General features: G+C 68.2%; 17 protein-coding genes and 1 tRNA gene. 15 read left to right on the top strand and 3 right to left on the bottom strand.

What is annotated here, in order from left to right:
- The first annotated feature begins 1 nt into the window (after position 1).
- The 9 genes from FDK12_RS09880 (at position 2) to FDK12_RS09840 (ending at position 6,907) form a co-directional block, all read left to right on the top strand.
- The gene (locus tag FDK12_RS09880; protein WP_137369403.1) at positions 2-1,129 is read left to right on the top strand and encodes a prephenate dehydrogenase; all 1,128 of its coding nucleotides are present in this window, start codon (positions 2-4) and stop codon (positions 1,127-1,129) included.
- A 59-nt stretch (positions 1,130-1,188) separates the two neighbouring features.
- Positions 1,189-1,887 (top strand): (d)CMP kinase, encoded by a 699-nt coding sequence (cmk, locus tag FDK12_RS09875; RefSeq protein WP_104117549.1) that lies wholly within the window; start codon positions 1,189-1,191, stop codon positions 1,885-1,887.
- An 84-nt stretch (positions 1,888-1,971) separates the two neighbouring features.
- Positions 1,972-3,528 (top strand): ribosome biogenesis GTPase Der, encoded by a 1,557-nt coding sequence (gene der, locus FDK12_RS09870; protein ID WP_137369402.1) that lies wholly within the window; start codon positions 1,972-1,974, stop codon positions 3,526-3,528.
- A gap of 77 nt (positions 3,529-3,605) precedes the next feature.
- Positions 3,606-3,679 (top strand) — tRNA-Pro (locus FDK12_RS09865).
- A 197-nt stretch (positions 3,680-3,876) separates the two neighbouring features.
- A complete protein-coding gene (gene gcvH, locus FDK12_RS09860; RefSeq protein WP_104117502.1) occupies positions 3,877-4,263 on the top strand; it encodes a glycine cleavage system protein GcvH in 387 nt (128 codons plus the stop codon).
- 72 nt (positions 4,264-4,335) lie between these two features.
- Positions 4,336-4,827, top strand: coding sequence for an FHA domain-containing protein (locus FDK12_RS09855; RefSeq protein WP_104117501.1), 492 nt, complete (start codon positions 4,336-4,338; stop codon positions 4,825-4,827).
- 8 nt (positions 4,828-4,835) lie between these two features.
- Positions 4,836-5,585: a MerR family transcriptional regulator gene (locus tag FDK12_RS09850; RefSeq protein ID WP_137369401.1), complete on the top strand. Its 750-nt coding sequence runs from the start codon at positions 4,836-4,838 to the stop codon at positions 5,583-5,585.
- A gap of 11 nt (positions 5,586-5,596) precedes the next feature.
- A complete protein-coding gene (locus FDK12_RS09845) occupies positions 5,597-6,100 on the top strand; it encodes a bifunctional nuclease family protein (protein WP_104117499.1) in 504 nt (167 codons plus the stop codon).
- A gap of 219 nt (positions 6,101-6,319) precedes the next feature.
- Complete coding sequence (locus FDK12_RS09840; RefSeq protein WP_104117498.1) at positions 6,320-6,907, top strand: MerR family transcriptional regulator; 588 nt, start codon at positions 6,320-6,322, stop codon at positions 6,905-6,907.
- Positions 6,908-6,976: 69 nt separating this feature from the next.
- Here FDK12_RS09840 and FDK12_RS09835 read toward each other — a convergent pair whose 3' ends face one another.
- On the bottom strand, positions 6,977-7,798 hold the full coding sequence (locus tag FDK12_RS09835) for a ParA family protein (RefSeq protein WP_137369400.1): 822 nt from the start codon (positions 7,796-7,798) through the stop codon (positions 6,977-6,979).
- 243 nt (positions 7,799-8,041) lie between these two features.
- Between FDK12_RS09835 and FDK12_RS09830 the strand changes: the two genes are divergently transcribed.
- The 3 genes from FDK12_RS09830 (at position 8,042) to FDK12_RS09820 (ending at position 14,621) form a co-directional block, all read left to right on the top strand.
- Entirely contained in the window at positions 8,042-11,476 is a 3,435-nt protein-coding gene (locus tag FDK12_RS09830; RefSeq protein WP_137369399.1) for a pyruvate carboxylase, read from the top strand.
- A 116-nt stretch (positions 11,477-11,592) separates the two neighbouring features.
- Positions 11,593-13,197, top strand: a complete 1,605-nt coding sequence (locus tag FDK12_RS09825; protein WP_137369398.1) for a MinD/ParA family protein — start codon at positions 11,593-11,595, stop codon at positions 13,195-13,197.
- A 20-nt stretch (positions 13,198-13,217) separates the two neighbouring features.
- Positions 13,218-14,621, top strand: a complete 1,404-nt coding sequence (locus FDK12_RS09820) for a mycothione reductase (protein ID WP_137369397.1) — start codon at positions 13,218-13,220, stop codon at positions 14,619-14,621.
- Between the two features lie 24 nt (positions 14,622-14,645).
- Here the strand turns inward: FDK12_RS09820 and FDK12_RS09815 are convergent, their stop codons facing one another.
- Positions 14,646-16,454 carry an AMP-dependent synthetase/ligase gene (locus tag FDK12_RS09815; protein WP_137369396.1) on the bottom strand — a complete coding sequence of 603 codons (1,809 nt, stop codon included), beginning with the start codon at positions 16,452-16,454 and terminating at the stop codon, positions 14,646-14,648.
- 135 nt (positions 16,455-16,589) lie between these two features.
- Here FDK12_RS09815 and FDK12_RS09810 point away from each other — a divergent pair, with 135 nt between their 5' ends.
- Positions 16,590-17,678 carry an ROK family glucokinase gene (locus FDK12_RS09810; RefSeq protein WP_223263212.1) on the top strand — a complete coding sequence of 363 codons (1,089 nt, stop codon included), beginning with the start codon at positions 16,590-16,592 and terminating at the stop codon, positions 17,676-17,678.
- Positions 17,679-17,781: 103 nt separating this feature from the next.
- Here the strand turns inward: FDK12_RS09810 and FDK12_RS09805 are convergent, their stop codons facing one another.
- Positions 17,782-18,342, bottom strand: a complete 561-nt coding sequence (locus tag FDK12_RS09805; protein WP_137369395.1) for a hypothetical protein — start codon at positions 18,340-18,342, stop codon at positions 17,782-17,784.
- Positions 18,343-18,664: 322 nt separating this feature from the next.
- Here FDK12_RS09805 and FDK12_RS09800 point away from each other — a divergent pair, with 322 nt between their 5' ends.
- Complete coding sequence (locus FDK12_RS09800) at positions 18,665-19,525, top strand: lysophospholipid acyltransferase family protein (protein WP_137369394.1); 861 nt, start codon at positions 18,665-18,667, stop codon at positions 19,523-19,525.
- 77 nt (positions 19,526-19,602) lie between these two features.
- Positions 19,603-20,985 (top strand): class II 3-deoxy-7-phosphoheptulonate synthase, encoded by a 1,383-nt coding sequence (locus FDK12_RS09795; protein ID WP_104117490.1) that lies wholly within the window; start codon positions 19,603-19,605, stop codon positions 20,983-20,985.
- Positions 20,986-21,020 lie beyond the last annotated feature (35 nt).

Below are 21,020 nucleotides of genomic sequence, written 5' to 3'. Positions count from 1 at the left end.
GATGACCACGCGCACGGATCAGGGAACGCACCTCACCGGGCCCGTCCTCGTCGTGGGGGCGGGGCTGCTGGGCGCGAGCATCGGATTGGGGTTGCGGGCCCGCGGGCTCGACGTCGTCCTGTCCGACAGCTCGCCGTCGACGGAGGCCGTGGCGCGCGACATCGGCGCGGGCCGGCTCCTCGCCGAAACGCAGGGCCCGGGGGAGGAGTTGTCCCCGGAACTCGTCGTCGTCGCGACGCCGCCGGACGTCACCGCTCGGGTGGTCGCGGATGCGCTGCTGAAGTATCCGGGCGCCATCGTCGTCGATATCTGCAGTGTGAAGGAAGCCATCCTGGCCGAGCTCACCGCGACACCCGACGTTGCTGAGCAGCTGTTCCGCTACGTGGGGACGCACCCGATGGCGGGCCGCGAGAAGTCCGGTCCCGTTGCTGCCCGTGCCGAGCTGTTCACCGGTGCTCCCTGGGTGCTGTGCGCCCATGCCGCCAGCGCCCCGGAAGCAGTCCTGTGCGCCGAGTCACTCGCGGTCGATCTCGGCGCGGTGCCCGCGCGCATGTCCGTCGAGGAGCATGACGAGGCCGTGGCTCTGATCTCGCACCTGCCGCAGGTCGTGTCGTCGCTCGTGGCGAGCCGGCTGCAGGATTCCCCGGTGCAGGCCCTGTCGCTCGCGGGCAACGGGCTGCGCGACGTCACGCGCATCGCTGCAAGCGATCCGCGGCTGTGGGTGCAGATCCTGTCGGCCAACGCCGGTCGCCTCGTCGACATCCTGTACGGGGTGCGCGAGGACCTCAACCGCCTGATAGGTACCCTCGAGGACCCGACGGCCGGTGGTGCCCGCCTCGACATGGCCCAGCTCATGTCGGAGGGAAACGCGGGGCAGGCGCGTGTGCCGGGCAAGCACGGGACACCGCCGAACTCGTTCGCGCGACTGACGGTGCTCGTCGACGACGTGCCCGGCCAGATCGCGAAGCTCCTCACGGAGATCGGACACACCGGTATCAATGTGGAGGATTTCCGCCTGGAGCACTCGCCGGGACGCGAAGTGGGCCTTGCGGAGCTCTCCGTGCTGCCCGGTAAACGCCACGATTTGACGGAGTCCCTGACGCAGCGGGGTTGGAAGGTAGTGCAGTGAGTCAGATTTCAGCAGAGATCGCGCAGGCATCCGAGGCGACGGATCCGACGGGGGAGGCGGTGCCGTCGAGCCCGCATTCCGGTTTCCGCCTCGGCAAGTCGCTCGTCGTCGCCATCGACGGCCCGTCCGGCTCCGGGAAGTCGAGCGTCAGCCGTGAGGTTGCGCGACGCCTCCGGGCGGCCTACCTCGATACGGGAGCGATGTACCGGGCGGTCACGCTGCAGTGCATCGCCACGGGGGTCGACCTGCAGGACAGCGCGGCGGTCGAGGCAGTGGCCCGGTCCATCGAACTCTTCATCAGCACAAGCCCCGACCGCGAGTCCGTGACCATCGCGGGCGACGACGTCACCGCTGCTATCCGCGAACCGCGGGTCTCCTCGGCGGTGAGCGCCGTAGCGACGACGATGGGCGCCCGTGCCGAGCTCATCCGCCGCCAGCGTGCGCTGATCGCGGGCGCCGGTCACCGGATCGTGGCCGAAGGACGCGACATCACCACGGTCGTCGCACCCGACGCCGAGGTCCGCATCCTGCTGACGGCGAGCGAGGAAGCCCGGTTACGACGCCGCGGCGATCAGCTCGGCGGAACACAGTCGGAGGCGCAGCTGAAGCAACAGGTCATCGATCGCGATGCGAAGGACTCGACGGTCGTCAATTTCCGTCAGGCTGCGGACGGCGTCGTCACGCTCGACTCCTCGGATCTGGACTTCGAGCAGACAGTAGCCGCCGTCCTCGGCATCGTGCGCACCGTGGCGCATTAGCCGCAGCACCACCCTGAACTTACGGGCGTGAGCCCACCAGAATCACCGTCGGGAGACGGTGAACACCAACCGAAGGAACAAACGATGAGCGAGAACCTTTCGCCGAACGCGACGGACCAGGGTCCCGCAGCCGACGAGGACTACGTGCCGAGCGGCGAGGACCACGTCAGCGAGCTGCTCGAGAACCTCGACGACGCCGAGGCCGAGCAGCGCGCTGCGTCGCTGCGCGCGGGCCTCGAGGACTACGAGCTCGACGACGAGGACGCTGTGCTTCTCGCCCGGCAGGACGAGGACTACGACGACGACGCGGAGGGCCGGCTCAATCCCGTGCTCGCCATCGTCGGGCGACCGAATGTCGGCAAGTCCACCCTCGTGAACCGCATCCTCGGACGCCGCGAGGCCGTCGTCGAGGACACCCCGGGCGTGACGCGCGACCGGGTGTCGTACCCCGCCCAGTGGACGGGCCGGAACTTCACCCTCGTGGACACGGGCGGCTGGGAGCAGGACGCCAAGGGCATCAACGCACGCGTCGCCGATCAGGCGGAGATCGCTGTCGACATGGCCGATGCCGTCCTGCTGGTCGTGGACGCGACGGTCGGTGCGACGGCGACCGATGAAGCCGTGGTGCGCATGCTGCGACGCAAGAAGAAGCCCGTGATCCTCGTGGCCAACAAGGTCGACGACATCCAGAACGAGGCCGACGCCTCCGTGCTGTGGGGTCTCGGCTTCGGGCAGCCCTGGCCGGTCTCCGCCCTGCACGGTCGCGGTACGGCAGACATGCTGGACAGGGTCCTCGAGGTGCTGCCCGAGTTCTCGGAGCACGGCGGCATCGAGCGATCCGGTGGTCCGCGCCGGATCGCACTCATCGGTCGTCCGAACGTCGGCAAGTCCTCGTTGCTCAACAAGCTCGCCGGTTCCGAACGCGTCGTGGTGGATCCGCTCGCGGGCACCACCCGCGACCCGGTCGACGAGATGATCGAGCTCGGCGGGCGCACCTGGCGCTTCGTCGACACCGCAGGCATCCGCCGCCGCGTGCACATGCAGCAGGGAGCGGACTTCTACGCTTCACTGCGGACGCAGTCGGCACTGGAGAAGGCGGAAGTCGCCGTCGTGCTCCTCGCCGTGGACGAGGTGCTCAGTGAGCAGGACATCCGCATCCTGAACATGGCCATCGAGTCCGGCCGCGCTATCGTGCTGGCCTTCAACAAGTGGGATCTGCTGGACGACGAGCGCCGCCGCTACCTGGAGCGCGAGATCGAGCAGGACCTGGCGCACGTGGAGTGGGCTCCGCGCGTCAACATCTCCGCGCTCACCGGCTGGCACAAGGACCGCCTGGTGCCGGCCCTCGACGTCGCGCTGGAGTCCTGGGACCGACGCATCCCCACGGGACGCCTGAACGCGTTCCTCGGCGAGCTCGTAGCCGCCAACCCGCACCCGGTGCGGGGAGGCAAGCAGCCACGAATCCTCTTCGGCACGCAGGCTTCGAGCCGTCCGCCCAAGTTCGTGCTCTTCACCACCGGCTTCCTCGACCCCGGCTACCGCCGCTTCATCACACGCCGCCTGCGCGAGACCTTCGGGTTCGAGGGCACGCCCATCGAGGTCAGCATGCGCGTCCGCGAGAAGCGGAGCCGCAAGCGCTGACGCCTCCCCGGTGTGCCGACCCGCTCCCGGAATGATGTATTGTTATCCGAGTGGTTTGGCCTGCTGGACAGGCTGATCGGGATGTGGCGCAGCTTGGTAGCGCACTTGACTGGGGGTCAAGGGGTCGCAGGTTCAAATCCTGTCATCCCGACACTGCAGGGCCCGTTTCCACCGGCGATACGCCGGAGGGAGCGGGCTTTTTGCATGTCGCAGGGATTCCTCCGATGAGGGATATTTCCCGTCTGAGAGGTGCGTCACGGCTCTGCCGGTTGTGCCTATACTCGACCAGTACCCGCACCAGGCGGCACGTCCAGCCGCCTCTGCACCCCGCGCGTCCGAGAGGCAAGCATGAGCACGATTCCCGATGGCCTGTACTACACCGCGGAGCACGAGTGGGTCAGTGAGCCCGCCATCGACGGCACCGTGCGCGTCGGTATCACCGACTTCGCCCAGGATGCCCTCGGGGATGTCGTCTACGTCCAGATGCCCGAGGCAGGGACCGGCGTCACCGGTGCCGATGTCATCGGAGAGGTCGAATCGACCAAGAGCGTCAGTGACATCTACGCGCCCGTCACGGGCGAGATCGTAGCCCGGAACGAGGCGCTCGACGACGACCCCTCCCTCATCAACTCGGATCCGTACGGCGAGGGCTGGCTGCTCGAGATCAAGGTCTCCGATCCCTCCGTGGTGCAGGGCCTCCTGAGTTCAGCCGATTACTCCCAGCAGGTAGGCTAGGTCTACCCGGCGAAGGCAGCAGGGGCGGTTCGGTCGGTGACGATCGGACCACGCAGTAGGGGAGGAATACCGATGACGCCCAACGTGAACGCAGCCGTGAATGGAGAAGAGCCGAACATGACGTCTCCTGAGACAACGACGATCGGGATGCCGCCGCAGGCAGCGACGTCGGAGCTGGAACGGCATCTGACGCGCGAGGAGCAGGCGTCCGTCGCTGCCCTGCCTGCGGGATCGGCGCTGCTGATAGCCCACTCCGGGCCGAACGCGGGTGCGCGTTTCCTGCTCGACGAGGACGTCACCAAGGCCGGCCGCCACCCGAACGCGGACATCTTCCTCGATGACGTCACGGTCTCCCGGCAGCACGCCGAGTTCCGTCGCACTGCCAACGGATTCATGGTGGTCGATACCCGGAGCCTCAACGGCACCTACGTCAACAACGACCGCGTGGACAGCGTTGCCCTCCGCAATGGCAACGAGGTGCAGATCGGCAAGTTCCGTTTGACCTTCTACGCAGCACGTACCGCTTCGGGCCACGCCGCGCAGCACTCCTCAGCGCAGGCCTAATCCGGTTCATGCCTGTCTCCCAACCCGCCCGTAGCCCGGCCGGCATCGCTTCCGTCCACCCCGGTGCCGGCGTCCTCACCATCGGTGAGGTGCTGCGCGAGTTGACCGAGGAGTTCCCCCAGGTCACGGCTTCCAAGATCCGGTTCCTGGAGGAGAAGGGGCTGATCACGCCGCAGCGCTCGCGTGCCGGGTACCGCAAGTACGCAGCGCACGACGTCGAGCGTCTCCGCTTCGTCCTGGCGCTGCAGCGCGACCAGTACCTCCCCCTGAAGGTCATCAAGGACTACGTCGACGCGATCGACCGCGGTGAGCGACCCGATTCGCTGCCCGGGGGCATGACGCTGTCCCCGCGCGTGGTCTCCGACCAGTTGTCCCTCGAACTGAATGCGCACTCGCGCAGACTGACGGCGGAGACGCTGGCCGCGGAGGCAGGAGCGCCTCGCAGGCTCGTCGACGACCTCGTGAGCTTCGGGCTGATCACCGCCGTCGACAACCGGTTCGACGAGCACGCGCTCAAGATCACCAAGGCGTGCGTGCAACTCGAGGGACATGGCATAGAGCCGCGCCACCTGCGGCCGTTCCGCGCGGCCGCCGACCGCGAGCTCGGACTCGTAGAGCGCGTCGTCGCACCGGTCGCATCGCGCAAGGATGTCGCGTCGAAGGCCCGCGCGGCGGAGACGGCCCGCGAGATCAGTGAACTCTGCCTCGGTCTCCACAGCGCCCTCGTGCACAGCCACATAGCCCGAATGGACAGTTAGGCGGCTCTCCCGTGATCGAAGTAGAAGTGGTAGGCGTACGAATCGAGCTGCCATCGAACCAGCCGTTGGTGCTGCTCAGGGAGACTGCGGGGGAGAGGCACCTGCCCATCTGGATCGGAGCGCCCGAGGCCAGCGCGATCGCCTTCGTACAGCAGGGCATCGTGCCGCCCAGACCCATGACCCACGACCTCCTGGTCGACGTCGTGGCGGCCGCAGGGAAGGAGATCACGGAGGTGCGCATCACTTCCGTCGAGGACACCGTGTACCACGCACAGCTGGTGTTCAGTGATGGCGTGACGGTGAGTTCCCGCGCCTCCGACGCGCTTGCCGTGGCGCTCCGCGTACCCTGCCCGATCTATTGCGCCGACGAGGTGCTCGCCGTCGCCGGCGTCGAGATCGCGGACGCGGACGCCGAGGACGCCGAGGAGGGCGACACCGAGGAGACCGCGGAGAAAGAGGTGCTCCAGTTCCGCGAATTCCTGGCGGACGTCGAGCCCGAGGACTTCGAGCGCTGAGGCGGTCCTGCAACCGCGCACTCCGGGATCGAGGGGTGCGACACGGGCGACACGCCCATTCTTGGAGTGCTGCATCTTTGACCTCGACCCTCGCGCGGCCTAACGTCGAAGCATACAGTTCCCATTGCGTGTGTGGGGGGCTCGGGGCACCCTGGGTGCGCACCCGACGTTCCGCCCCGAACAGCAGACTTCCCCGGGAACCCGACGAGGAGGCAGCACGTGAGTCCGAAGGGTGACGCCGGCAAGGCAACCAGCCCGGCAGGCGCTGGTATCCCACCTAGCGCCCAGGGCCTACTCTTCACGGAAGACCTGCCCGTCCTCGACGAAGACGCCGGATACCGCGGCCCCACGGCCTGCAAGGCGGCAGGTATCACCTACCGCCAGCTCGACTACTGGGCCCGCACAGGTCTCGTCGAACCGGCCGTGCGGGGCGCCTCCGGCTCGGGCACCCAGCGCCTCTACGGATTCCGGGACATCCTCGTCCTGAAGGTCGTCAAGCGCCTGCTCGACACGGGAGTCTCCCTACAGCAGATCCGCACGGCGGTCGAACACCTGCGTGAGCGGGGCGTCGAGGATCTCGCCCAGATCACCCTCATGAGCGACGGCGCCAGCGTCTACGAATGCACGTCGGCGGACGAAGTCATCGACCTCGTGCAAGGCGGGCAGGGCGTGTTCGGCATCGCTGTCGGGCGCGTGTGGCGCGAGGTCGAGGGAAGCCTTGCGGCCCTCCCCAGCGAGCATGCTGCAGAGCAGGATTTCCCCGGCGACGAACTCAGCAAGCGGCGCGCGACGCGGAAGATCAGCTGACCGAACCCTCCGGGCCGATCAGACGTCGCGCCCGCTACGGAGGTACCGGTTCTCCACAGCTAGGAGTAGCTAGCGCCTCGCGCTACGGCTTCGCATCCTGCCGGAATCCATCACGCTCTTCAGCAGGTCGTCGAAGTAGCCTGCAGCCTGCTGGGCGGACTCGCCCGGCCAGTGGTGCACGGAGTGGGCGGCGCCCTGGATCTGCTGCCAGTTGGCCTGCTCCGGAATCGTCGGGCTCAGCAGCAACTCCCCGAACATCTGCTTCATCTCGTTCAGACGGAACGAGTGTTCGTTGGAGGTGGAGCGCACACGGTTGGCGACGATGCCGGCCGTCTGCAGATTCGGCGCGAACTCCTGGCGGAAGAGCTCCAATGCACGCATGGTGCGCTCCGTGCCCGCAACGGAGAACAGGCCTGGTTCGGCTACGAGGAGGACCTTGTTGCTCGCTGTCCATGCGATGCGCGTCAGCCCGTTGAGCGAAGGCGGGCAGTCGACCAGGACGAGGCTGTAGCCCTCGACGCGGGAGAGCAGCGTCGCCAGACGGCGTTGGTCGCGACGCCCGAGGTCCGGCCTGTCATAGATGCCCGAGTACGCGGAGCCCATGGCGACGTCTAGGGTGGGGGACGCAGTGGTCTGCTTGGACGCGGTCGCAACCCAGCCGCTGGGAACCGTGTTGCCGCCCAGGTCGCCGCGACGTGCGTTCTTGAGGAGGCGTCCGACGTCGATCTGGCCTGACGGCCGCACCCCGAGACCGGTGGTTGCGTCAGCGTGCGGGTCCAGGTCGACCACCAGCGTCGGGATCCCAGCCGCCAATGCTGCCGAGGCGAGCCCCAGAGTGACCGATGTCTTCCCCACGCCGCCCTTGAGGCTGCTGATGCTCACTACCTGCACGTGATAAACCCATACCTATCTGTAGCCGCCGCCGGGCAGGCGGGTCGCATATTGATCCCCGACCATCATAGGGCGATCCGGTGCGGCGCCCCGTTCCGCCGCGGTTCCCCGGCCAACAGCTGCACCCGGGATCGCCCTCCGACGGGTCCGGCAGCGGCCCGACAATGAGCGCGCCCCCGGAATGGCCGGCGGGTAGGATCGACGCAGCGTGAAGAACCCGACCGGCAAGGATGCAGGAGTGCGATGTTCTCGAAGATTCTGGTAGCTAACCGTGGCGAGATCGCCATTCGCGCTTTTCGGGCCGGACATGAGGTGGGAGCGAAGACGGTCGCTGTCTTTCCGCACGAGGACCGCAACTCGATCCATCGGCAGAAAGCGGACGAGGCGTACCTGATCGGCGAGGAGGGCCACCCGGTCAGGGCGTATCTGGATATCGACGAGATCATCCGCGTCGCCACGGAGGCCGGGTGTGATGCGATCTATCCGGGGTACGGGTTCCTGTCGGAGAACCCGGGCCTGGCCCGGGCCGCGGCGGACGCCGGCATCACGTTCGTGGGCCCGCCCGCGGATGTGCTGGAGCTCGCGGGGAACAAGGTCAAGGCATTGGATGCTGCTCGGGCTGCGGGCATACCGGTGTTGGCGTCGTCCCGTCCGAGCGCGGACGCGGCCGAGCTGATCGCGGCGGCGGACGAGATCGGCTTCCCGGTGTTCGCGAAGGCCGTGGCGGGTGGCGGTGGCCGTGGGATGCGGCGGGTCGATACGCGTGAGGCGTTGCCGGAGGCCCTGGAGTCGGCGATGCGGGAGGCGCAGTCGGCGTTCGGGGATCCGACGATGTTCCTGGAGCAGGCGGTCCTACGGCCGCGCCATATCGAGGTGCAGATCCTCGCGGACGCGCAGGGGAATGTGATGCACCTGTTCGAGCGGGACTGCTCCTTGCAGCGCCGCCACCAGAAGGTCATCGAGATCGCCCCTGCCCCGAACCTGGACGAGGGGATCCGCCAGGCGCTGCACAGGGATGCGGTGAAGTTCGCGACGACCCTCGGGTACGTGAACGCGGGAACGGTGGAGTTCCTGGTGGACACGGTCGGGGAGCGCGCGGGGCAGCATGTCTTCATCGAGATGAACCCGCGCATCCAGGTGGAGCACACCGTCACCGAGGAGGTGACCGACGTCGACCTGGTGCAGTCCCAGCTGCGCATCGCTGCGGGCGAGACGCTCGAGGACCTCGGTCTGTCGCAGGACACGGTGACCCTGCGCGGCGCTGCCCTGCAGTCGCGGATCACCACGGAGGACCCGGCCAACGGCTTCCGGCCCGACGTCGGGAGGATCTCCGCGTACCGCTCCGCCGGGGGTGCCGGCGTGCGACTGGACGGCGGCACGGTGTACGCGGGGGCGGAGATCAGCCCGCACTTCGACTCGATGCTCGTCAAGCTCACCTGCCGCGGCCGGGACTATCCGTCGGCCGTGACCCGGGCCAGGCGCGCCCTGGCGGAGTTCCGGGTCCGCGGTGTGTCCACGAACATCTCCTTCCTGCAGGCGGTCCTGGATGACCCGGATTTCATCGCGGGCAATGTGGCGACGTCGTTCATCGACGAACGTCCCGAACTGCTCACCGCCAGGGTTCCGGCGGACCGGGGCACCAAGCTGCTGACCTGGCTCGCCGACGTCACCGTGAACCAGCCCAACGGTGCACGTCCGGCGCACCTGGACCCCCGCCAGAAACTGCCCGCCCTGCCTACCGAACAAGCTGACCGCGACGCCGGGCCGAAGGTCCCCGCGCCGGGGTCGGGGAGCCGCCAGCGTCTGCAGGAGCTCGGGCCGGAGGGCTTCGCGCGTCATCTGCGGGAGCGGACAGCGGTCGCGGTCACGGACACGACCTTCCGGGACGCCCACCAGTCGCTGCTCGCGACCCGAGTGCGGACGTCGGATCTCGTGGCGGCCGGTGCTTCGGTGTCACGACTGACGCCGGAGCTGTTGTCGGTCGAGGCATGGGGTGGAGCGACGTACGACGTCGCGCTCCGTTTCCTGGGTGAGGATCCGTGGGAGCGCCTCGACGCGCTGCGCCGCGAGGTGCCGAACATCTGCCTGCAGATGCTGTTGCGAGGAAGGAACACCGTCGGCTACACCCCGTACCCGGAAGCGGTCACCGCCGCTTTCGTGCACGAGGCGGCCTCGTCGGGGATCGACATCTTCCGGATCTTCGACGCGCTCAACGACGTGTCCCAGATGGAGCCGGCGATCCGGGCGGTCCGGGACACCGGGACCGCGGTCGCCGAAGTAGCGCTCTGCTACACGGCGGACATGCTCGATCCCGCGGAGGACCTCTACACCCTGGACTACTACCTGGAGCTGGCGCAGCGCATCGTCGACGCCGGCGCGCACATCCTCGCGATCAAGGACATGGCAGGGCTCCTCCGTCCGGCCGCGGCCGCGAAACTCGTCGCCGCCCTGCGCGAACGGTTCGACCTGCCGGTGCATCTGCACACCCACGACACCGCGGGAGGTCAGTTGGCCACGCTGCTGGCAGCGGTCGAAGCCGGCGTGGACGCCGTCGACGTCGCCAGCGCACCCCTGGCAGGCACGACGAGCCAGCCCTCGGCGTCAGCCCTGGTTGCCGCCCTGGCCCATACTCCGAGGGACCCCGGACTGGATCTCGGAAACGTGTGCGCGCTCGAACCCTACTGGGAAGCCGTGCGGCGCATGTACGCGCCCTTCGAGTCAGGGCTTCCCGGCCCCACCGGCCGCGTATACCGGCACGAGATCCCGGGCGGGCAGCTGTCCAATCTCAAGCAGCAGGCCATCGCCCTGGGCCTGGGGGAACGCTTCGAGGCCATCGAGGACATGTACACCGCGGCCGACAGGATCCTGGGCAGGCTCGTCAAGGTCACCCCGTCGTCGAAGGTCGTCGGCGACCTCGCCCTGGCCCTGGTCGGCAGGAACGCCGACCCGGCGGAGTTCGAGCAGAATCCCCAGGACTATGACATCCCCGACTCCGTCATCGGGTTCCTGAACGGGGATCTGGGCAACCCTCCGGGTGGCTGGCCCGAGCCCTTCCGGACGAAGGCACTGCAGGGACGGGAACTCAAACCCCGCGACGCCGAGCTGTCCGACGACGACGAGGCGAAGCTCGCAGGCACCTCCTCGGAGCGCCGCACTGTGCTCAATACCCTGCTGTTCGCCGGGCCGACGAAGGAGTTCACGGCCACGCGCGACACCTACGGTGACGTGTCCCTGCTCAGTACGGCTGACTACCTCTACGGCCTGCAGCCCGGGGTTGAGCACGTCATCGAGCTGGAGAAGGGTGTGCGGCTCATCGCGACCCTGGAAGCGGTGTCCGAACCTGACGAGAAGGGCATGCGCACTGTGATGTGCACCCTCAACGGGCAGATGAGGCCCGTCAGTGTCCGTGACCGGAGCATCGCCAGCGACGTCAAGGCGGCGGAGAAGGCCGACCCCGGCACTCCGGGCCATGTCCCCGCGCCTTTCGCCGGATCCGTGACCATCACCGTCACCGAGGGGCAGGCCGTCAACGCCGGCGACACCGTCGCCACCATCGAAGCGATGAAGATGGAAGCCAACATCACCAGTCCCATCAGCGGCACGGTACAACGCGTCGCGCTCGACGGCGCCGGGCCAGCGCAGGGCGGCGATCTCCTCCTGGTGGTGGCCCCCGCGTGAGGTGGACCGGGCCTTCCTGCGGGCAGGGGCCAGCACGCTAGAGTAGGGCGCTGGAATCAGTGCGGCCGCTCCGGTCCGATCGACCGAGTGGCCCGGCCGACGATGTGTGAGGAACCATGGCAAGCGACCCGAATGAGCCCTTGAACGGCGGCACCGACGGCACGACGGGGAACCCGACGCACGGCGTGCCGATCGTGCCGGGCGTCCCCTTCATCGAGCCCACCCCGAACCAGGGGAGGGATGGGGAACCACGCGAAGCCACGGGTGGGAACGGAAGCGTCGATGACGGCGCGGCAGGTGCGGCCGATCCTGCCCTCAGGGACAGCAGGGACAGCAGGGACAGCAGTGCGCCCACCCATGAGCCGGCATCGAAGGACGCAGCCGGTTCCGCTGACCCTGTCGCTTTCCACCTGGACGCCTTCGCTGTACCGGTCACGACCGTCCCCCCAGCCATCCTGCAGGGACCGGCCCTCACCGTTCCGGCCTTCCCGCCGTCCGCTCCGTCCTCTTCGGCCGCTCCGTCCTCTTCGGCCGCTCCGTCCTCTTCGGCCGCTCCGTCCTCTTCGGCCGCTCCGTCCTCTTCGACCGCTCCGTCCTCTTCGACCGCTCCGTCCGATTCGACCTCTTCGACCGCTGCGACCGCTACAGGTGACGACCGCCGGGCCGCCGCCTCGCAGCAGGCAGCTGTGCCGGGAGGCATCGTTCCATCGACCGACGCCGTGGTCCTGACGCACGGAGCGGTTGCGCAGGGAAAGCCGGTGACGGAACGCAGCGCCCGGCGGGAGAAAGAGGTCGGACCGGAGCCCGCGTCGGCGCTCACGGCCGATCGGCTGCTCGTCGCGGCCGACAAGCCTCCGGTTGCCGGCTGGCGGAGGTGGCTCCACGCCATCACGTTCGGCCGCGTCAATGTCGGGGATTCCGACGCCGTGCGCGTCCAGCGTGCGCTCGAGCACCGCATCTCCGTCAGGCTCGGCGGCCGGACGCGCTATGTTCCCGTCCTGTCCCGCAAGGGTGGTGTCGGCAAGACGACCGTGACGACGCTCCTCGGTATGGCACTCGCCGATCTTCGCGAGGACCGCATCATCGCGATGGATGCGAATCCCGACCGCGGCACGCTGTCGGACCGCTCGCCGGGCCGTGCCGACTACACCGCCCGCCAGCTCGTGCAGAACCGCTACACGATCGAATCGTTCGCCCAGCTAGCGGGCTATGTCACCCGCGACGGCTCCCGGCTCCATGTGCTCGCCTCGGACACCGACCCCGCCGTGGCACAGGCCTTCGACGATGCCGACTACCGCGCCGTGACGGACGTCCTGAGCCGCTACTACTCCATCGTCCTGACCGACTCCGGCACCGGCATGGTGCACTCCGTCATGAAGGGCACGCTGGAGAAGGCGGACTCCGTGGTCCTGGTCTCGGGTGGAAGCGTCGACGAGGCGAGGCTTGCGTCCGAGACGCTCAGCTGGCTCGAGGCGCATGGTCGGCAGGACCTGCTGGCGAAGGCGATCGTCGTGATCAACCTGTCCTCGGGCAACGGGACACAGGTCGACATCGACCAGATCGAGCAGCACTTCCGCTCGCGTGTCTCCACCGTCGTCCGGATTCCCTACGACCGTCACCTGGCGGAGGGATCGCGCATCGACCTGGCCAAACTCCGCCCCGCCACCAGGCGGGCGGTGACCGAACTGGCGGCGCTTCTGGTGGACCAGCTCGCGTCCTGACCGGGGCTAGACTGCGTCCTGTGACCCACTACGACCTCGCCATCATCGGCTCCGGCTCCGGCAACACGCTCATCTCACCCGAGTGGGATGACCGGAAGGTCGTGCTCGTCGACGGCGGAACCTTCGGTGGAACGTGCCTGAACGTCGGCTGCATCCCGACGAAGATGTACGTCTACCCGGCGCTCCTTGCATCGGCACCGGCAACCTCGTCGCGGCTCGGCGTGGATCTCTCCCTCGACGGTGTGCGGTGGCGGGATATCCGTGACCGCATCTTCACGCGCATAGACGCGATATCGAGCGGTGGACGGGCCTACCGTGCCGACGAGCTCGAGAACGTCACCCTGATCGAGGAGCACGTCCGGCTGACGGGGGAGAGGTCCTTCCAGACACCAGCCGGCGATCTGATCACGGCCGACCAGCTGGTGATCGCGACCGGGTCCCGAGCCGTCCTGCCGGACATTCCCGGGATATCCCTGCCGCAGGTCCACACCTCGGACACCATCATGCGCGTCGATCAGCGTCCGAGGAGACTGCTGATCGTCGGAGGAGGTTACATCGCGGCGGAGTTCGCCCAGGTCTTCGCCGCCTTCGGTACCAGCGTGACCATCGCGGTCCGCTCCGGCGCCATGCTGCGCCACCTCGACCACACGGTGTCCGAAGCCTTCACGGAGCAGGCGGCGGAGCAATGGGATCTTCGACTGGACACCGACGTCACCGGGATCGCCGCGAACGACGACGGAAGCGTGACCGCCCGCCTCAACGGACCGGCGGGTCCGACCCCTCTCGAGGTCGACATGGTCCTGGTCGCCGTCGGTCGGATTCCGAACACCGACAGGCTGGGAGCGGCGGACGCCGGACTCGACCTGCACGACGACGGACGCCTCGTCGTCGACGAGTACCAGCGGGTCCTCCGCGGCGGGAAGCCCGTGGACGGACTGTGGTCGCTCGGCGACGCGAGCAGCGGGTACCAGCTCAAGCACGTGGCGAATCACGAGGCAAAGGTCGTCGCCCACAATCTGCTGCATCCGCAGGACTTGCGGGCGAGTGACCATCGCTTCGTGCCGTCAGCGGTCTTCTCCCACCCGCAGGTCGCCGCCGTCGGCATGACCGAGGAGCAGGCACTCGGACACGCGGAGGCTACCGACACCGCGATCGTCACGGCGGTGCAGCACTACGGCTCGACGGCGTACGGGTGGGCCATGGAGGACACCCAGGGATTCGTGAAGCTCATCGCGGAGCAGGCGAGCGGACGGATCCTCGGCGCGCACATCATCGGCCATGAGGCATCGATGATCATCCAGCCCGTCATCCAGGCGATGTCCTTCGGGCTCGATGCCCATACGATGGCGCGGGGTCAGTACTGGATCCACCCGGCCCTGACCGAGGTGGTCGAGAACGCGCTGCTGAACCTCAAGACCGGCTGACGTCCGGGGAGACCGCGTCCGGACCTAGACCTTGGCCGTCGAGTAGATCGACTCCACGACGTCCGAGTAGTCCTTCAGGACCTGCGCCCGCTTGATCTTCATCGAGGGCGTCAGGTGACCGGTGGCCTCGGTGAAGTCGGTCGGAACGATGCGGAACACCTTGATCGCCTCCGCACGCGATACGGTCGTGTTGGCGGTATCGACGAGCTCCTGGATCTCGGCGAGGACCGCCGGGTGCTCCGCGGCTTCCGCCGTCGTGGTGGCGGCCGGCAGGTGGTGCCGCTCGAGCCAGCCCGGCAGCGCCTCCTCGTCGAGGGTGACGAGCGCCGATATGAAGGGGCGCTGGTCACCGACCACCACGCACTGCGAGACGAGGGCGTTGGCGCGGATCGCGTCCTCCAGCAACGCCGGGATGACGTTCTTTCCGCTGGCCGTCACGATGATCTCCTTCTTGCGGCCCGTGATGCTCAGGAAGCCGTCCTCATCGAGTTCGCCGATGTCACCTGTCCGGAACCAGCCGTCCACGAAGGCCTCCTCGGTCAGGTCGGGGCGGTTGAAATAGCCCTTCATGACGCAGACACCCTTCGCCAGGATCTCGCCGTCGTCCGCGATCCTGACGGCGTTGCCCGGAAGGGGCGCCCCGACCGTTCCGATCTTGATGCGCTTCGGCGTGTTCACGGTGATCGGTGCAGTCGTCTCGGTCAGGCCATAGCCCTCCAGCACCATGAGCCCGATGCCGTGGAAGAAGTGTCCGAGCCGGTCTCCGAGGGGCGCGCCACCGGAGACTGCGTGCTGGACACGGCCTCCCATCGCGGTCCGGATCTTGCCGTAGAGCAGCCGGTCGAAGAGGGCGTGCTTGACCTTCAGACCCAGTGGGATCTTCCCGGCCTGCTCTGCCTTCGACCAGGCGATGGCGACGTCGGCACCCGCATGGAAGATCTTGCCCTTCCCGCCGTCCTCGGCCTTCAGCATCGAGTTGTTGTAGACCTTCTCGAAGACGCGCGGCACGGCGAGGATGAACGTCGGTTTGTAGCTCTGCAGGTCCGGCAACAGGTTCTTGACGTCGGGCGTATGGGCGACGGTGGCGCCCGCAGCAACGCAGAGCACGGAGATGAAGCGCGCGAAGACGTGGGCCAGGGGGAGGAACATGATGGTCTGGGCGCCCTCGTGGGCGACCTCCGGCAGTGCGGCAGCACCGTTCTCCGACAGCTCCACGAAGTTGCCGTGGGTCAGTTCGCAGCCCTTGGGCTTGCCGGTGGTACCGGAGGTGTAGATGATGGTCGCGATGTCGTCGAGGCCGGCATACGCTCGCCGGTCGGACAGGGTCTGCTCGTCGGTCCCGACACCGGCGGTCCTCAGCGTGTCCAGTCCGTCGCCGTCGAACTGCCAGACGTGCTGGACGGACTCGATGTCCTCGAGCGCGACGGCTTCGCGGACCACGTTCTCGTGACGCGCCGATTCGACGAAGGCTCCGACGGCACCGGAGTCACTGAGGATCCACGCGACCTGCGCCGGGGAGGACGTCTCATAGACGGGCACGGACACGGCGCCAGCGAACCAGATCGCGAAATCCGCCAGGGACCACTCGTAGCGGGTGCGGGCCATGATCGCCACGCGGTCGCCCGGTTGCACGCCCGAAGCGATCAGGCCCTTGGCGACGTCCTCGACCTGACGTCGGAACTCGGTGGCCGAGATGTTCTCCCAATCGCCGGACGCACCTTTGACGGCGAACAACGCGGGATTCGACGGCTTGGCTGCCTGCCGGACGACGAGGTCGGTCGTATTGGTCTGGCGGGGAACGTCCACGAGGACGGGAACGCTGATGTCGCGCACGATAGCTCCTTTGGTATCACTCGACCGTGGGTGGCTTTCAGCCTATAGCTTCGCCTGCTTGAATCACTGTCCAGTAATGTACGAATCGGTAACGGTGGCGGCACACGCTTCCCCCGGGGACGACGAAAGGACCGCATGCCGATCATGCCGGAGGCCGCCGGCCCACGCGCCCGCCGACCCCGGACCGACGCCGGTGCCGCGTGGCGGGGGAACGGCCAGTTGAGCGCGCGGGCCGCCCGCAGCACCTTCCCCAACCCGGCACGTCGCGGCCTCTCGGTCGGCATCGATATCGGCGGGACGAAGGTTGCCGCCGGGGTCGTCGACGTGCGGGGCCGGATCCTCGCCGAGGCACGCCGGGCGACGCCGGGCCAGGATGCGCGCGCGGTCGAGGAGGTCATCGCGGAACTCGTTCGCGAGCTGTCACGCGAGTATCGGATTCGCTCGGTCGGTATCGGCGCGGCCGGGTGGATGGACCTGTCCAACAGCACGGTCCTGTTCAGTCCCCACCTGGCATGGCGCAACGAGCCGCTGCGCCGCAACCTCGAGAAGCTGCTGCGACGCCGCGTCACGGTGGTGAACGACGCGGACGCCGCTGCGTGGGCGGAATGGCGATTCGGTGCGGGGAGGGGCGAGTCCCGCCTGGTCTGCGTCACCCTCGGTACGGGGATCGGCGGCGCCATGATCATGGGTGGGCGCGTGGAGCGGGGCCGGTACGGCGTGGCGGGGGAGTTCGGGCACCAGATCATCGTTCCGCAGGGGCACCGCTGCGAGTGCGGGAACCGCGGCTGCTGGGAACAGTACGCCTCCGGCAACGCACTCGGGCGCGAGGCGCGGGAGCTGGCCGCGGCGAACAGCCCGGTGGCGCAGGCCATCATCGGAGCAGCGCCGGTCGACGGATCGCCCATCACGGGCGCGCTCGTCACCCGGCTGGCCATGGAGGGCGATCCGGCCTCCCGTGAACTGGTCGACGACGTCGGTCAGTGGCTGGGGCTGGGGCTCGCCAACCTGGCGGCCGCCCTCGACCCTGGAACCTTCGTCATCGGCGGTGGGCTCAGCGCAGCCGGTGAACTCCTGCTCGATCCGGCGAGGCGGGCCTTCGGGAGGAACCTGACGGGCCGAGGCTTCCGACCCGCGGCGCGGATAGAGCGCGCGGCGCTGGGGCCGGAAGCGGGGCTCATCGGAGCAGCCGACCTGTCGCGCCTGCTCTCCCGCAGCGGTACGTGAGCGGCGCTCCGGACGACGGCGGAGGGTGGCGCGGGCCCGGCGCTGGACGATCGAGTTGAAGGGTCGCGCTGCGATCGCCGGGCTGGTCGCGCCAGGCTGGTCGCTAGACCTCGGCGCCGTCGTCCCCTATGTCGCGATGCTTCGGCAGCTTCGTGACGAGGTAGCCGGCGCCGGCCAGGAACAGTGCGAGGACCCCCAGCGTGGCGGCCAGCGGCGCGTCACGCCAGAACATGGCGAAGAGGAGCAGCAGGATGGGCCCGCCCGCGGCGCCGATCCAGGCGAGAACCGTCAGCGGATCGCCCGTACCGAGGGGCGGCGGCTCCTCCGGCACGAACCCCTCGTCGTCCTCAGGTCCGTCGGGTGGGCTGTAGTCGCGGGGTCCCGTCGACCGGAACGGCTGATTGCGGAAGATGGCATCCGCCCTCTCCCTGTCCGTGAGGCCGGCACCGCCCGCGCCCGTCTCACCGAGGGGCTCTGCCGCCTCCGGCCTGCGACGGGCCGCTTCATCCTGGTGTGGCCCCTTGGCCGTCACGGGCGAGGCGCCCTGGGCGGGAGGGACGTCCGGCGGACCGGAGTCCGCGGGCGTTCCTTCCAGGCGTGCCACGAGATCCTGCCAGACGGCGTCATCAGTGGATTCGTTCGGTTCCTGACCTCGGGGGCCCATACTTTGCTACCTGCTGTCGCGTGCTGCGGCTGGGGTCGGACGGTATCCGGCCCGGCGTCGTGGAAATCAGAGGGCGTGCTCGTCTAATCGTGGGCACAGCGCGCCGCTACGTCAACCGTCCGTCCGCGTGTCGACAGTGCTCGACAGGCCCGGTACCACGGCATCGCACCTCGGGAGGATACGGGCGGGAGTCGCCCTGCCCGCCGCGGGTCTCCCCGATGCCGGAACCAGCCGACGGCACCGCGTCCTTAGAGTAGGCTTCCACATGAAAAAGCGGGCGGCATGCCACATGCCGCGCCGTCCATGCAGGGAGGCTGGCAGCGTGTTCTATTGGGTGATGAAGCGGATCATCGTCGGTCCGATCCTCAACCTCCTGTTCCGGCCATGGGTCAAGGGGCTCGACAACATCCCGTCGTCAGGCCCGGCGGTGATCGTCAGCAACCACCTGTCGTTCTCCGATTCGATCTTCCTCCCGATCGTCGTCCCGCGGCCGGTCGTCTTCCTTGCCAAGTCCGAGTACTTCACGGGCAAGGGCCTCAAGGGTCGCCTGACGGCGCTCTTTTTCAGGCTGTCGAACCAGTTGCCCATGGATCGTTCGGGTGGCGCGGCGTCGTCGTCGTCACTGTCCGCCGGCATGGACATCCTCAACGAAGGCGGCATCCTCGGCATCTACCCCGAGGGAACCCGCAGCCCCGACGGCCGCCTCTACCGCGGCAAGACCGGCGTCGCCAAACTGGTCCTGGCCACGGGCGTTCCTGTCATCCCGGTCGCGATGATCGGCACCGACAAGGTGCAGCCCATCGGCCGGCGCATCCCGAACATCCGGCGTGTCGGGATCATCATCGGCGAACCCCTCGACTTCTCCCGCTACGAGGGGCTCGAAGACGACCGCTTCGTCCAGCGGTCCGTCACGGACGAGATCATGTACGAGCTCATGCGGCTGTCGGGCCAGGAGTACGTCGACGCCTACGCCAGTACGGTCAAGGAGCGCCTCGCCGCCGAGAAAGCTGCCGGGCGCAAGACGCCGAAGCCCGGAGCGGACACCCGCCGGGCCGCGGTGAGGATGTCGAACGAGGCCGCCGGCCCGGCCCCCGGCACCGTCACGGAGATCGGTCGCACGGCCCCTGCGGAGGGACCCACGGGGACGGACGACGGTCGGAACGCCGGCCCGCCCGCCGGTTAGCGTGACCGCCGTCGGACTGTGAAGCGGCGATGACGGGCCGAATCGGGAGCCCGACGCGCAACCGGTAGAATTTCGGTGTGACTGATTCACTCGCTCCCGTCCTCCCGCGTACAGCGGAACCTGCCTCGTCCACCACCCAGGGCCTCGATGCCTGGCGTTCGATGACCGCAGTCCAGCAGCCTTCGTGGCAGGACCCTGGAGTCTATTCGGCGTCGGTCAAGGAACTCTCGAGCCTGCCTCCACTCGTCTTCGCCGGTGAGGTCGACGTACTGCGTGAACGGCTCGCCGCCGCCGCGCAGGGCAAGGCCTTCCTCCTTCAGGGCGGCGACTGCGCCGAGACCTTCGACGGGGCAACCGCCGACAAGATCAGCGCCCGCGTGCGGACGATCCTCCAGATGGCCGTCGTCCTGACCTACGGCGCGTCGCTGCCCGTGATCAAGATGGGCAGGATGGCGGGCCAGTTCGCCAAGCCCCGCTCTTCCAATGACGAGACACGCGACGGCGTCACACTCCCCGCCTACCGGGGCGACATGGTCAACGGCTACGACTTCACCCCGGAGAGCCGTGGGCACGACGCGTCACGCATGGTGAAGGCATACCACACGTCGGCGTCGACGCTGAACCTGATCAGGGCCTTCACCCAGGGAGGGTTCGCGGACCTGCGGCTCGTCCATCACTGGAACAAGGGCTTCATGGCCAACCCGGCGCACTCCCGCTACGAGTCACTCGCCCGCGAGATCGACCGTGCGGTGCGCTTCATGGATGCCTGCGGTGCCGATTTCGAGGCGCTGAAGCGCGTCGAGTTCTTCGCCAGCCATGAGGCCCTGCTCCTCGACTACGAGCGCGCGCTGACCCGCATCGATTCCCGCACGTCCCTGCCGTACGACACGTCGGCACACTTCCTCTGGATCGGTGAGCGGACCCGCGACATCGACGGCGCGCACGTGGACTTCCTGTCCCGCGTGCGGAACCCGATCGGCGTCAAGCTCGGACCCTCGACGTCGGGGGACGACGCCCTCGCGCTCATCGACAAGCTCGATCCGAACCGCGAACCCGGCAGGCTCACGTTCATCACCCGCATGGGCGCGCAGAACATCCGGGAGAAGTTGCCGAAGCTGGTCGAGCGCGTCACCGGCTCGGGGGCCCAGGTCCTCTGGGTGACGGACCCGATGCACGGCAACACCGTGACGTCACCGAACGGGTACAAGACCCGCAACTTCGACGACGTCATCGACGAGGTACGTGGTTTCTTCGAGGTGCACAACTCGCTGGGAACGTTCCCCGGCGGCCTGCACGTCGAGATGACGGGCGACGACGTGGCCGAATGCCTCGGCGGCGCCGATCCCATCGACCAGGAGGCGTTCGTCGAGCGGTACGAATCGGTGTGCGATCCCCGCCTCAACCACATGCAGTCCCTGGAGATGGCGTTCCTCGTCGCGGGCGCCCTCTCGAAGAGCTGAGGTCCGACGACCAGGGAGAACGACTGAAGGCGGCC

Source organism: Arthrobacter sp. NamB2 (genome assembly GCF_005281365.1).
Classification (GTDB): domain Bacteria; phylum Actinomycetota; class Actinomycetes; order Actinomycetales; family Micrococcaceae; genus Arthrobacter_D.
The sequence above is the reverse complement of the archived record's forward strand: the minus strand, read 5'-3'. Positions and strand labels throughout refer to the sequence as shown.

Excerpts from the sequence above, each read along its gene's own strand:
- FDK12_RS09880 (WP_137369403.1), top strand. The coding sequence starts at position 2 with ATGACCACGCGCACGGATCAGGGAACGCACCTCACCGGGCCCGTCCTC.
- der (WP_137369402.1), top strand. The coding sequence starts at position 1,972 with ATGAGCGAGAACCTTTCGCCGAACGCGACGGACCAGGGTCCCGCAGCC.
- gcvH (WP_104117502.1), top strand. The coding sequence starts at position 3,877 with ATGAGCACGATTCCCGATGGCCTGTACTACACCGCGGAGCACGAGTGG.
- FDK12_RS09855 (WP_104117501.1), top strand. The coding sequence starts at position 4,336 with ATGACGCCCAACGTGAACGCAGCCGTGAATGGAGAAGAGCCGAACATG.
- FDK12_RS09850 (WP_137369401.1), top strand. The coding sequence starts at position 4,836 with ATGCCTGTCTCCCAACCCGCCCGTAGCCCGGCCGGCATCGCTTCCGTC.
- FDK12_RS09830 (WP_137369399.1), top strand. The coding sequence starts at position 8,042 with ATGTTCTCGAAGATTCTGGTAGCTAACCGTGGCGAGATCGCCATTCGC.
- FDK12_RS09825 (WP_137369398.1), top strand. The coding sequence starts at position 11,593 with ATGGCAAGCGACCCGAATGAGCCCTTGAACGGCGGCACCGACGGCACG.
- FDK12_RS09810 (WP_223263212.1), top strand. The coding sequence starts at position 16,590 with ATGCCGATCATGCCGGAGGCCGCCGGCCCACGCGCCCGCCGACCCCGG.
- FDK12_RS09805 (WP_137369395.1), bottom strand. The coding sequence starts at position 18,342 with ATGGGCCCCCGAGGTCAGGAACCGAACGAATCCACTGATGACGCCGTC.